Annotated in this window: 10 protein-coding genes; 4 read left to right on the forward strand and 6 right to left on the reverse strand. The window is 55.7% G+C overall.

Features of this window, described 5'->3' with window-relative positions; translation table 11 throughout:
• The 6 genes from ALB80_RS09935 to ALB80_RS09960 form a co-directional block, all read right to left on the reverse strand.
• Positions 1 to 765: an SDR family NAD(P)-dependent oxidoreductase gene (locus ALB80_RS09935; RefSeq protein WP_050603895.1), complete on the reverse strand. Its 765-nt coding sequence runs from the start codon at positions 763 to 765 to the stop codon at positions 1 to 3.
• Positions 765 to 2,471, reverse strand: a complete 1,707-nt coding sequence (locus ALB80_RS09940; RefSeq protein ID WP_050603896.1) for an IlvD/Edd family dehydratase — start codon at positions 2,469 to 2,471, stop codon at positions 765 to 767. Before ALB80_RS09940 ends, ALB80_RS09935 begins: the two co-directional genes overlap by 1 nt.
• A 57-nt stretch (positions 2,472 to 2,528) precedes the next feature.
• Positions 2,529 to 3,869, reverse strand: coding sequence for an alpha-glucosidase/alpha-galactosidase (locus ALB80_RS09945; RefSeq protein WP_050603897.1), 1,341 nt, complete (start codon positions 3,867 to 3,869; stop codon positions 2,529 to 2,531).
• A gap of 22 nt (positions 3,870 to 3,891) precedes the next feature.
• Positions 3,892 to 4,740, reverse strand: coding sequence for a carbohydrate ABC transporter permease (locus ALB80_RS09950; protein ID WP_050603898.1), 849 nt, complete (start codon positions 4,738 to 4,740; stop codon positions 3,892 to 3,894).
• 1 nt (position 4,741) lies between these two features.
• Positions 4,742 to 5,668 carry a carbohydrate ABC transporter permease gene (locus ALB80_RS09955; RefSeq protein ID WP_050603899.1) on the reverse strand — a complete coding sequence of 309 codons (927 nt, stop codon included), beginning with the start codon at positions 5,666 to 5,668 and terminating at the stop codon, positions 4,742 to 4,744.
• A gap of 92 nt (positions 5,669 to 5,760) precedes the next feature.
• Complete coding sequence (locus ALB80_RS09960) at positions 5,761 to 7,020, reverse strand: ABC transporter substrate-binding protein (protein ID WP_050603900.1); 1,260 nt, start codon at positions 7,018 to 7,020, stop codon at positions 5,761 to 5,763.
• Positions 7,021 to 7,162: 142 nt separating this feature from the next.
• On the opposite strand from ALB80_RS09960, the gene ALB80_RS09965 reads away from it, so the two are divergent.
• From ALB80_RS09965 to ALB80_RS09980, 4 genes are all read left to right on the forward strand, one after another.
• Entirely contained in the window at positions 7,163 to 7,969 is an 807-nt protein-coding gene (locus ALB80_RS09965; protein WP_050603901.1) for an IclR family transcriptional regulator, read from the forward strand.
• Positions 7,966 to 9,024: an ABC transporter ATP-binding protein gene (locus tag ALB80_RS09970; protein ID WP_050603902.1), complete on the forward strand. Its 1,059-nt coding sequence runs from the start codon at positions 7,966 to 7,968 to the stop codon at positions 9,022 to 9,024. Before ALB80_RS09965 ends, ALB80_RS09970 begins: the two co-directional genes overlap by 4 nt.
• An 88-nt stretch (positions 9,025 to 9,112) precedes the next feature.
• Positions 9,113 to 10,240, forward strand: coding sequence for a tetratricopeptide repeat protein (locus ALB80_RS09975; RefSeq protein WP_050603903.1), 1,128 nt, complete (start codon positions 9,113 to 9,115; stop codon positions 10,238 to 10,240).
• A 218-nt stretch (positions 10,241 to 10,458) separates the two neighbouring features.
• Positions 10,459 to 12,672: an NADP-dependent isocitrate dehydrogenase gene (locus ALB80_RS09980; RefSeq protein WP_050603904.1), complete on the forward strand. Its 2,214-nt coding sequence runs from the start codon at positions 10,459 to 10,461 to the stop codon at positions 12,670 to 12,672.
• The last annotated feature ends 44 nt before the right edge of the window (positions 12,673 to 12,716 follow it).

Consider the following 12,716-nt stretch of genomic DNA (forward strand, 5'->3'; position numbering starts at 1 on the left):
TTACCCCGTAACCACAACGCCACCGTCAACGACCATGCATTGACCGGTCATCGCGCGGCTGGCCTTAGACGCCAGAAACAAGGTGGGCGCAATCATGTCTTCGGGTGTCAGATGCTCTTTCAGGCATTGCCGATCCAGATGTGCAGCCAAATCTTCGGGCGTTGCCCACATGTCCAGCTGTTTCTGCGTCAGCACCCAGCCGGGGGCCAGAGCGTTCACCCGGATGTTCTGCGGACCAAGCTCACGTGCTAATGAACGCGTCATGCCTGTAATTCCGGCATTTGACGTTGTGTAGATCGGATACCCCGCGTTGCCCATCATGTAGCTGATCGAACTGAAATTGATGATCGCACCCCCGTCTTTCATTTGCCGGGCCGCTTCCTGACAAGCGAAATAGTAGGCTTTCAGGTTGACCTCTATCATCCAGTCCCAGAACTCTTGAGTGGTTTCGTCCAATGCGTGTCGTTGGTCATTGGCCGCATTATTTACCAATACGTGCAAGGGACCATGCGCCTCGGCGGCTTGGCGCATGGTGGCGTGCAGCAACTCGGTGTCGGTCATGTCACCCTGCATGAAAAGCGGCGCGCGGCCATGCTTGTCACGCATTTCCTCGACGAACCCGCTGGCGTCTGAGCGACCGATGAAAGCCACGTTGCCCCCCTGAGCCATAAATCCATCGGTTAGTGCTGCGCCGACGCCCGAGCCGCCACCAGTGATATAGACAGACGCCCCGTTCAGGTCATGGAATGTTGCTGTTTGATCCATCAGTGGCTCTCTCTGGTTACAAGGCGGGTGTCTTTGCCCACTAGGAAATCAAGGTCAGCGCCTCGATCGGCTTGCAGCACGTGGTCGATGTAAAGCTTCGCGTATCCGCGGGTGTAGTGAGGATCGTCCGGTTGCCACGCAGCACGGCGGGCTTCCAGTTCTTTTTCATCCACCAGAAGTTCCAGTTCGCCCTTTTGGGCAGAGACGCGGATACGGTCACCAGTTTTGACCAAAGCCAGCGTGCCGCCTGCCTGCGCCTCGGGGCTGACATGCAGGATGACGGTCCCATAAGCCGTCCCCGACATGCGCGCGTCCGAGATACGGATCATGTCGCGCACGCCCTCTTTCACCAGCTTGGCCGGGATCGGCATGTTGCCAACTTCTGGCATTCCCGGATAACCCTTGGGGCCACAGCCTTTCAGAACCAGAATGGTATCGGGTGTGACAGGCAAGTCATCTCGGTCGATATTGGCTTTCAGGTCTTCGATATTCTCAAAAACGTATGCTTCGGCTTCGGTTTCCAGCAGTTCGTCCGTCGCCGCCGAAGGCTTAACGATGGCTCCGTCCGGCGCTAGGTTGCCGCGCAACACACGCAAACCGGCAGCGGATTTCACCGGGTCGTTGAAGGGGCGGATAACGTCCGTATTGAAGCATTCGGCTCCTTCGTAATGGGCCGATATGTCCTTGTTCAACACCGTTATTGCCGGGCGAAGGAAGGGTTTAAGCTCGTTCAGCACGACCGGCACACCGCCCGCGTAGCAGAAATCCTCCATCAGATATTTGCCCGAGGGCATACAGTTTACCAGCAGGGGGATCTCCGACCCGATCTCAAAATCCTTGAGTGTCAGATCAACTCCCACCCGGCCCGCCAAAGCCAACAGGTGAACAACGGCATTGGTCGAGCCACCCACCGCAGCATTGGCCAGGATGGCATTCTCAAATGCCTCTTTGGTCAGAATGTCAGAGGGTTTGAGGTCCTCGTCCACCATCTCGACAATCCGTTTGCCGGTCAGATGCGCCAGCGCCATACGGCGGGCATCCACGGCGGGCAGGGCAGCATTGGTAGGCAGGCTCATCCCCATCGCCTCGACCAGCGAGGCCATTGTGCTGGCAGTCCCCATTGTCATACAAACACCGGCGCTGCGCGACATCCCGGATTCAGCGTTCATGAAATCCTGCAGCGTCATCTCTCCGGCGCGGACGGCCTCGGAGAATTTCCACACATCCGTGCCCGAGCCGATATCCTGCCCACGATATTTGCCGTTCAGCATCGGGCCGGAACTGACAACGATCGAAGGCAGGTCGACCGAGGCCGCGCCCATCAATTGCCCCGGCGTGGTCTTGTCGCAACCGCCCAGCAGGACCACGCCGTCAATGCCATAGGCACGGATTGACTCCTCGACATCCATCGCCAGCAAATTGCGGAACAACATCGCTGTGGGCTTCATCTGCGTCTCGCCCAACGACATGACGGGGAATTCGACCGGAAAGCCGCCTGCCTCCCACACACCGCGTTTGACGCCTTCGGCTAGATCGCGCAGGCCCGAGTTGCAAGGGGTCAGTTCCGACCACGTGTTGCAGATGCCAATGATCGGCCGCCCATCAAAAGCGTGATCAGGGAAACCCTGGTTCTTCATCCAGGACCGGTGGATGAACCCGTCCTTGTCGAGTTTTCCGTACCAATGCTGTGAGCGGCGTTTTGTCATTTTTGCGGGGCTTTTCTTGGCTGCGGTTGGAATTGAGTATTGTTGAGAAGATGAAGATCAGGCGGCCCGAGCAGGGCGGCACCAATCGGGCAGCCAGTCGGCATGAGCCGTCAGCAGGTCGCTCACCAGATTGCGGATCTGGCGCAGGTCGAGTTCGGCTGCAGTGTGCGGATCCATCATGGCTGCGTGATATACATATTCCGGGTTCTGGTCGACCAGAGCGCGAACGGTAAGTTCCTGCACGTTGATCTGCGTGCGCATCAGGGCAATCAGTTGAGGCGGGATGTCGGTGACACCCGAAGGCTGCACACCATTGCTATCCACCAGACAAGGCGTTTCGACCGCTGCACCCAGTGGAAGTTGCGGAATTTGGCCTGTGTTCGGCAAGTTACCATAGGCTGTATATGGGGTATCCATGACGATGGCGTTCATCAGATCGGCGGCAAATTCGTGGCTGCGGACGACTTCAATGTCGCGACCGTCGGTCAGCGTTTTGGCTTGCTCTTTCCAGTTGGCAACCTGTTCGACACAGCGTGTCGGGTACTCGTCCAGTGGGATGGAAAACTGCTCGATCAGATCCTGGCGCCCGTTCTTGATGAACCAGGGGACGTATTCGGCTAGGTGTTCCGAGCTTTCGGTACAGAAATAGCCCAGATGGTCCATGACTTCGTAACGCACTTTGTTGGGGCAGCGCGGCATCAGCAGGGGCGGTTTTGGGATTTGACCACTGGCATAGCCTCTCCGCAAAGCGGGGTAGAGATCGCGGTTCTGATGTTCAAGCTTCAGGAAGAAGGCCACATGATTGACGCCCGCGACCTTGTAGCGGATGTCCTCTTTGCGCAGGTCCAGATCGTGGGCCAGCTCTTCGACCGTATTTTGCACCGAATGGCACAAACCAACATGCTTTAGGCCGGGGAATCGCTCGGCCAATGCCCAGGTGTTGATCGCCATCGGATTTACATATTGGAGCAGCGTCGCGTTCGGGCAGAGCTGCATCATATCGTGCGCTACATCCCATAACACCGGAACCGTACGCAAGCCGCGCATGATGCCACCGACGCCCAGCGTATCGGCAATGGTCTGGCGCAAACCATATTGCTTGGGAATTTCGAAATCCGTGACAGTGCAAGGTTCATACCCCCCGACCTGAAAGGCAGTGATGACGAAATCTGCGCCATCCAACGCAGCACGGCGGTCGGTATAGGTTGCAACCGTTGCACCCGTGCCGGTCGATCGGATCATGGCGCGCGCCACTGCTTCGGTTTCGGCAAGGCGCTCGGAATCAATATCCATCAGTGCAAACTGACTGTTCGCCAATGCTGGGGTCAGCAGGGCATCACCCACGATGTTCTGCATGAAGATCGTGGAACCGGCCCCGATAAAGGTGATCTTTGTCATCTTACAAACTCTTGGTTTGACGTTATTTTACAGCACCGAGGGTCAGACCCGCGATAAAGTGTTTCTGCATCAGAAAGAACATGGCAACGGGCGGTAAGGCCGCGACGATGGAACCCGCACTCATTAGCTGATAGGCGGCCCTGAACTGAGCGTTAAAGCTGGTGATACCAGCGGTGACAGGTTGGCTTTCCGCGCCCTGAGTCAGCACGACGGCCCAGAAATAGTCGTTCCAGATAAAGGTGAAGATCAGTACGCTAAGCGCGGCAATTGCCGGCTTCATCAAGGGCAAGACTACATACCAGAAGATACGGATTTCGCTGATACCCTCGACCCGGGCGGCTTCGATCAGTTCAAACGGCAGGGCGCGGATGAAGTTGCGCATGAAGAGGGTGCAAAACCCAGTCTGGAAGGCAATGTGGAAAAGTACAAGGCCGGTTTTGGTGTTGTAGAGACCGAGTTCAAGCGTGAGATCGCGTACAGGCACCATCAGGATCTGGAAGGGCACGAAGTTGCCCGCGACAAACATGAAGAAGATCCAGAGGTTCGATTTGAACTTGTAGATTCCCAGAGCAAAGCCGGTCATGCAGCTCAGCGCGACAGCTCCGATCACTGTTGGGATGGTGATCATGAACGAATTCAACAGATAGCGCGGCATGTCCGAGTTGAAGAAGACCTGTCCATAGTTGAACGCTCCCTCAAAGCTGGACGGCAATCCCCAGTAGTTGGCGTTGGTGAAATCTGCGGCGGGTTTGACCGAGAAAAGGGCAACGGCCAGCAAGGGCCCCAGCCATAGCAACAGGGCCAGAGGCAGCATCGCCTGATAGGTTATCTGCGCCGCCCGCGGTTGTTTTTCGATAGGTTTGGGAAACATCTCAGTGCCCCTTTTCTTCGCGGTACATCGACCACAGGAAGTAGGCGATGAAGCAGAGCATGATCAGGAACAGAATCACCGCAATGGCAGCGCCGTAGCCCATGCGGAATCCGTACTCGGACAGGGCGACTTCAAACATGTAATAGGCCAGCACGCGAGATGATCCGAAAGGTCCGCCCTGGGTCATGATCGAGATCAGGTCGAAGCTGCGCAACGCGCCGATGATTGTTACAACGAAGGCGATGAAGGTGGCCGGACGCAATTGCGGCAAGATTATATGCCACAGCATTCTCCAGCTTTTTGCGCCATCCAGACGCCCGGCCTCAATCTGTTCCGGATCCACGGCGTTGAGGCCAGTCAGATACAGGATCATGCAATAGGCTGTTTGCGGCCAGAGCCCGGCGAAGATGATACCGTAGGTCACGAAACGTTCATCCCCCAGTACATTGAGAGGGCCAAGTCCAAAGAGGTCGAGGAATTCGTTCAGCAGGCCGAAAGTCGGATCATAAAACCACGTGAACACAAGACCGACGACCACCTGAGAGATCACGAACGGGAAGAAAAATAATGATTTATAGAGTCGAATGCCCCAAACAGTTTGGTTCAGGAATAACGCGATGAACAGACCCGCCGGAATCGCGAGCAAGTACATGACCAGCCAGATCAGATTGTTTTTCAGCGAGATGTAAAAGGCATCTCGGTCGACCCATTCCCAATACAGGTCTTCATAATTGCGAAAGCCCACATATTCCGCCGCGCCCAGACCGTCCCATTCGTAAAAGGACAGGTTTATGGACTCGAACAACGGGATGATCACATAAACAGAAAAGAACAGAAGGCCGGGAGTCAGAAACAACCAAGGAGCTATGCGCTGTTGGTTGCGGTGGAACCAGCTTTCCTGTTCGGGGACGTCTACTGCAACTGTCATGGGGGCTCTCGGGTCTGTTTGGGTGAAGGCGGGACCAAGCCCGCCTACAATTGCGCAGGGTGTAGGCCGGGTTTCAGCCCGGCCATTCCCATTCAGTTGTCGTAGATGCGCCCGCGAGCGCGTTCAATTTTGGCAAGAATCCGGTCCAGTTCGTCTGGTTTGACCATGAATTCCTGGAAGCCTTCCATAGAGACTTTGGCCATTTCCGCAGGCGCATCGCGATCCCAGAACTGTGCGATTCCACCAGGGCTGTTGGTAGAAAGCATTTCAAAGCCCTGCTGCAGGAATTTGTCGTTATCTACCGACGATTGAGCGTTAACCGGTAACTGACCAAGGTTCGCGCCATTGTTGATCTCGGTCTGCTCCTCAGCAGAAACCACATGGCGCAAGAACTCGCGAGCGGCTTCTTTGTTCGAGGCATTCGCCGGGATGTGGAACGTGTCCGTCGGCGCATCTTCGGCCAGCTCAACGTCAGGATTAATCGCGACGAATTGATAAAAGTCCAGTTTGTCGTCTGTTAAACCAGCTTCGCGTAGCGGAGCAACGGCGAAATTACCCAGCAAGATGGCCGCCGCGTCGCCCTGAACTATAAGAGGAAGCGATTCCTGCCAGCTGCGTGCCGTGTGGTCATCTGGGAACGCTCCCATGTCAAGAAGCTGTTTCCAGTTCGCGAAGGTCTGTTTTACGCGATCATCTTCCCAGCTGACTTCGCCATTTGCCAGCTGGTTATGGAAGTCGAACCCGTTTGTACGCATGTTCAGGTAGTCAAACCAGCCACCGGCTGTCCAGTAATTTCGTGTCCCGATGGTGTAGCACTTACGCCCTGAATCCACGATCTTCTGACAGTTAGAAAGCTCCTCTTCCCACGTGGTCGGCTCGGTCAGGCCAAGTTCGTCAAAGATGTCTTTGCGATAGTAAACACCCCATTGGTAATAGGTATAGGGCACGCCCCATTGCTTACCATCGAGGGTCATCGCGCCTTTGGTCGAGGCCAGATTTTCGGCGATCTCAGGTTCGGCCCAAAGGTCCGACACATCCTCAAACAATCCCGCCTCGACATAGGGTTTCATTCGGTTGGCCGCATACCAGTTTGCAATGTCCGGGGTATCGGCCGTCAGGAAATTGCGGATCTGCGTTTTGTAGGCTTCGCGGTCGATCACGGTGGTTTCGATTTCCAACCCTGGATGCTGTTCCGCAAACCGCTCGATCATCGCTTCCATCGTCGCACGCGGCGCCGGGTTTGATGTGTCCAGGAAAATGCGCAGCTCTCCGGTCAGTTCCGCAGCTGCAGGTGCCGCCATCGCGACACCAAGCGCCAGCGCAGCTGTTGTGCGCTTGAAAGTGGAATACATGGTTTCCTCCCTATTTCTCCCATGTGCGGTTCCAAATATTGAAACCTAGTTTTATATATTGAAAACTACACATCGACTCGGTTAGTCTTGTCAAGACCCATCGAAAGGATGGCGGTCGGCAATTGGAGGAGAACACGCACCCGTGTCAGGTGATGGAACCATAGGCAAAGCATGTGATGTGCTGGATCATGTAGCGGCGTTTCAGCGCCCTGTGCGGTTTTCGGAGCTGCTGGACAGCAGTGCCTTTCCAAAGGCAACGCTCTACCGATTCCTTCAATCCCTGACGAATCAAGGAATGCTGTCGTACGACCCGGACCGGCAGACCTATGCCCCAGGGATGCGCCTTGTCCGACTTGCCCATGCCGCTTGGACACAAAGCTCTCTGGCCCCAATCGCGCGCCCGTTTCTGGACGCGCTGAGTCGGGAAACGGGTGAAACCGTGCATTTGGCACAGCTCGACTCAGGTCAGGTGCTGTATGTCGATAAACGCAACGCTGCGCAGCCCATCGAGATGTATTCACAAGCTGGCAAGGTTGGCCCTGCTTACTGCACCGGGGTCGGTAAGGCGATGATGGCGTTTTTAGAGGAAGAGACGCTGAATAGAGTCATTTCTCAGCAAAGTTATCACCGCTTCACCGAAAGGACCCTTACCTCGGAACAGGCGCTGCGCGAAGATCTTGATCGGATACGCAGCCGGGGATTCGCTATCGATGATGAAGAGCACGAGCCTGGAATCATCTGTATCGCCTGCCCGGTTCTGACGTCGAACAGTCGAATGCTGGGTGCGATTTCCGTGACAGGTTCGACGGAACGGATGAACTTCAAACAACTCGAAGCCTGGGTGCCGCGTGTCCGCCGCGTGGCCGATCAGATCGGGGCCGAGGCGCAGGCATGGCGCTTTCCCGAAACAGGCCCAAACCTTAGCGATGACAGGATGCAAGTGACATGACAGGAGTAACTCTGAACCAGGCAATCAAGCGGTACGGTCAGACGCAGGTCATTCACGGGATCGATCTGCAGATCGAGGATGGCGAATTCTGCGTCTTTGTTGGCCCCTCTGGATGTGGCAAATCCACTTTGCTGCGCATGATTGCAGGGCTTGAAGAGACCTCGGAAGGCGAGATTCACATTGGCGCGCGGGAAGTTACGCATGTGGACCCGGCAAAGCGTGGTGTTGCGATGGTGTTCCAGACCTATGCGCTTTACCCACACATGACGGTGGCCGAGAACATGGGATTCGGTCTGCGCATGAACGGTGTTGCAAAAGCCGATATTGATCAGAAAGTTCAGGAAGCATCGAACATCCTGAAGCTTGATCCCTATCTCAAACGCAAACCCAAGGCCTTGTCGGGTGGGCAACGGCAACGGGTTGCGATTGGCCGTGCTATCGTCCGCGGGCCCGAGGTTTTTCTGTTCGACGAACCTTTGTCGAACCTGGACGCCGAATTGCGCGTCGAAATGCGGGTCGAGATCGCGCGTCTACATCAGGAAATCGGCGCGACGATGATCTATGTGACCCATGATCAGGTCGAAGCGATGACTATGGCCGACAAGATTGTCGTGCTTCGCGATGGCCGAATTGAACAAGTGGGGGCTCCGATGGATCTGTACCGCGACCCCGACAACCGTTTTGTTGCAGGTTTCATTGGTTCACCCGCAATGAACTTTTTGGATTGCGACTATGCCGACGGCCAAATCACTCATCCTGTGTTGGCGCAACCTCTGCCGGTCTCTGAAGAGATTCCTGCCGGGCAGAGCAAGGTGACTTTGGGGATGCGCCCAGAGCATATCCAGATCGATCGCTCGGCGGATACTTGCACCGTGGACCTGACCGAGGCGCTAGGGGGTGTTTCCTATTCTTACCTGCTCACCCCAAATGGCGACAAGCTGATTGTTGAAGAACGGGATGACCAACGCAGCAAAACAGGCGAAAGGATTGGCATCTCGATCCAACCCGACCGCGCCATGGTGTTCGACCCTGAAACAGGGCAGAGATTTCGGTAACGGTTCAGCGTCTGACAGATTATTGGCGCTTGTTTTGCCCCCCTAGAATAACTACCTAAAGTAGAAACACACTTGTTTTGAGGGTACTATGGGCATTCGCCTCGCCGCGTTGATCGTCGTTTGCACGGCACTTTTACTGTCGTTTAACACGCCTTCGAAAGCTGAAAGGGAATACGCCAGGCTGCGCGCGGCCTGTGGAATGGGCTGTGGATCGGAAATGGCTATCCCGGCTTGCACTGCGCTGCTTGATCTGAATGACGAGCCGTTGGAGGCACGTCAGGATTACTACGCCAAACGGGCGCAGGCTTTGCATAGTCGCAGGCACTACCAGCAAGCCATCGAGGACGCAGATCGCGCGCTGTCCTTGAACCCTCAAGATGCAGTTACACTCATCTGGCGCGGCTATTCCAAGAACGCACTGGAGGACAAGGACGGTGCCCGGGCCGATTTGGAACGGGCACAAAAGATCAGCCCCAACAGTACATATGTTTTGTTCAACGTGGCAAAGAAGATGCGAACATGGGGTGAAGTTCCCCTTGCGTTGGAAGGCTATGAAAAAGTCCTGGAACTTGATCCGAGTTTTGAAGATGCCGGCACCCGGTACTTGACGTTGCTTTATGACACGATGCCAACCGAGGCGTTTGAACGTCATCTGGCACAAGCTGAAGCGAAATGGCCGGATCAACCATGGGCACACGATGCGCGCGTCACATATGAACTGCGCTACAGTTATGATCTGGAAAAAGCCTTGAACGCGATCGAGAAAAGAATATCGATTGCGCCCAATCCATCAGCAGACTTGTTGCTTTTTGCCTTGATCCACATGAAAATCGGCGATGAGAAAAAGGGGATTGAGTACGCCGAGGCCTATGCGAAAGCAGAGAACAAAATTCAGTGGAGAGACAAAGGTTCTGTCAGAAAAACGATTGATCTTTTACTTGGATACGTAATCCATGGGCAAGGTACTGAGTGGATAATGCGAAGCCATACCTTCGCAGCTTTGGGTGCAGCAGATCTCGCCCGTGCGGAATACCTCACTTTCCTGGAAAATGGTGGCCCCTACTCCCCAAAACTCCTTCTTGATATTATAGAGCGAGCCGGCGTGCCCGTTGACCCGCAGGCCCGTGCGGGATCGACTGCACATATCAACAAAGCGATTGATGACCATATCCACCACTTGGAACAGAAAGTGGGCTTTTCAAACCTTGGTCCATAATCCGGTTAATCCCTCCCACAAGGAAGCAAAACCTCCTGCCCGTGGCAAAACGCGCGTCTAGATACGATTGATTCCCAGCCCAACGTGATTTAAGGGAAGCCCTGTCAAAACAGAGTCACCCAGGGGCGGTATCGTGATCGCGCCCCTCCCGCGCCGCGCAAATGTGGCCTTAACTCTTGGAACGCACGCCCCGAAAGGCTTAAAAAAGGTAAAAGAATATGGTAGATAAATCGAACTTCGACATATTGTATACCATTGTAGACGAAGCGCCCGAGCTGGCCAGCGCCTCGTTCCTGCCCATCATCCGCAAGTTCGCATCTGCCGCGGGCGTCAACGTTGGCACCAAGGATATTTCATTGGCCGGGCGCATTTTGGCAACCTTCCCCGAGAAGCTGACAGATGCGCAGCGCATCACCGATGATCTGGCCGCATTGGGTGAGCTGGTGAAAACTCCGGACGCCAATGTAATCAAGCTGCCTAATATCTCAGCCTCGGTCCCGCAGCTGGTTGCGGCGATCGAAGAGCTTCAGGCGCAGGGCTATGATATTCCTGCGTATCCGGAAGAACCCGCCACAGACGAAGAACAAGCAGTCCGGGCGCGGTATGACGCGCTCAAGGGTTCGGCTGTGAACCCGGTTCTGCGCGAGGGCAACAGCGATCGCCGCGCGGCCCGAGCCGTAAAGAACTATGCTCAGAAGAACCCCCATTCGATGGGTGAATGGGCTTCGGACGGCAAAACCAAAGTGTCGTCCATGGCCAGCAACGACTTTTATGCCAACGAGAAGTCCGCGACCATTACCGCTGCTCAGGCAGGTAACGCAAAGATCGAGTTTGTCGGTAAAGACGGGAGCGTAACCGTCTTGAAGGACGCTTGGCCACTGGAAGAAGGCACTGTGGCTGATGCGACCTTCATGTCGGTCAAAGCTTTATCTTCTTTCCTGGCCGACGCCATTGAGGACACCAAGAAAGACGGCACCATGTTCTCGTTGCACATGAAGGCAACGATGATGAAGGTCAGCGACCCGATCATCTTCGGCTATGCCGTCAAAGCATGGCTGGCCCCAGTATTCGAGAAGTTCGGTTCCGAACTGGACGCACTGGGTGTGAACCCGAACTCGGGACTGGGCGACCTGTTGGACCGTGTGAAAGACAACGCGGATATCATGGCCGCCATCGATGCGATCAAAGGTGATCGTCCTTCGATGTACATGGTCGACTCGGATCGTGGCATAACCAACCTGCACGTCCCCTCAGACGTGATCATCGACGCTTCGATGCCCGCCGTGATCCGCGCAGGTGGCAAGGGTTGGGATGAGACAGGCGCCAAGGGTGACACCAATTGTGTGATCCCTGACCGCTGCTATGCCCCGGTGTATGACGAAACCATCAAATTCTTCAAAGCCAACGGCGCGCTTGACCCAGCCACCGCTGGCGCTGTCGCTAACGTGGGCCTGATGGCGCAGAAGGCCGAAGAATACGGTTCGCACCCGACCACCTTCCAAGCCCCTGCTGATGGTACGATCCGTATCGTTCTTGCGAATGGTGAAACACTGCACAGCCACGACGTCGAGGCCGGTGATATCTGGCGGTCTTGCACCGTCAAGAAAGCACCTATCGAGAACTGGATCCAACTGGCCATGGACCGCCAGCGCCTGACCGGGTCCGAGGCGATCTTCTGGCTGGATGCAAACCGCGCCCATGATGTGGAACTGATCAAATACGTCAAACCGGCACTTGAGGCCACAGGCGTTGCCGACAAGTTCCTGATCATGGCTCCGCGCGAAGCAACCCGTCAGTCGCTGGAGACCATCACTGCAGGCAACGACTCGATTGCGATCACCGGCAACGTGCTGCGGGATTATCTGACCGACCTGTTCCCGATCCTCGAACTGGGCACTTCGGCCAAGATGCTGTCGATTGTCAAACTGATGAATGGCGGCGGTCTGTTTGAAACCGGGGCAGGGGGTTCGGCCCCGAAACATGTGCAGCAGTTGGTTGAGGAAAACCACCTGCGTTGGGACTCGATGGGTGAGTTCTGCGCACTTGGGGAATCTCTGAACTTCCTGGCTGACGGCGCAGGCAACGCGAAAGCCGGCGTTCTTGGCGCTGCGGCCGAAGCAGCAACTCAGGGCATTCTGGATAACAACCGTTCGCCCAGCCGCAAAGTGGGTCAGCCCGACAACCGCGACAGCCATTACTGGTTCGCACGCTACTGGGCCGAAGCGCTTGCGGCACAATCTGATGATGCTGATCTGGCAGCTGAGTTTGCTCCGCTGGCTAAAGAGCTGGCCGACAAGGAAGAACAAATCCTGTCAGAGCTTGCTGCGGCTCAGGGTGCTGCTGCGGATCTGGGTGGGTACTACCACACCGATCCCGCAAAAACGGCTGCTGTAATGCGCCCAAGTGCAACGTTGAACGCGATCATCGGATAATCGTCAACGGGACATCGGGGCACATTGCACCCGTTGCAAATCAG

The sequence above is a fragment of the Ruegeria sp. 6PALISEP08 genome (genome assembly GCF_001238295.1).
Classification (GTDB): domain Bacteria; phylum Pseudomonadota; class Alphaproteobacteria; order Rhodobacterales; family Rhodobacteraceae; genus Ruegeria.

Coding starts and splice junctions, on each gene's coding strand:
- ALB80_RS09955 (WP_050603899.1), bottom strand. CDS start 5,668: ATGACAGTTGCAGTAGACGTCCCCGAACAGGAAAGCTGGTTCCACCGC.
- ALB80_RS09975 (WP_050603903.1), top strand. CDS start 9,113: ATGGGCATTCGCCTCGCCGCGTTGATCGTCGTTTGCACGGCACTTTTA.
- ALB80_RS09945 (WP_050603897.1), bottom strand. CDS start 3,869: ATGACAAAGATCACCTTTATCGGGGCCGGTTCCACGATCTTCATGCAG.
- ALB80_RS09935 (WP_050603895.1), bottom strand. CDS start 765: ATGGATCAAACAGCAACATTCCATGACCTGAACGGGGCGTCTGTCTAT.
- ALB80_RS09970 (WP_050603902.1), top strand. CDS start 7,966: ATGACAGGAGTAACTCTGAACCAGGCAATCAAGCGGTACGGTCAGACG.
- ALB80_RS09980 (WP_050603904.1), top strand. CDS start 10,459: ATGGTAGATAAATCGAACTTCGACATATTGTATACCATTGTAGACGAA.
- ALB80_RS09950 (WP_050603898.1), bottom strand. CDS start 4,740: ATGTTTCCCAAACCTATCGAAAAACAACCGCGGGCGGCGCAGATAACC.
- ALB80_RS09940 (WP_050603896.1), bottom strand. CDS start 2,471: ATGACAAAACGCCGCTCACAGCATTGGTACGGAAAACTCGACAAGGAC.
- ALB80_RS09960 (WP_050603900.1), bottom strand. CDS start 7,020: ATGTATTCCACTTTCAAGCGCACAACAGCTGCGCTGGCGCTTGGTGTC.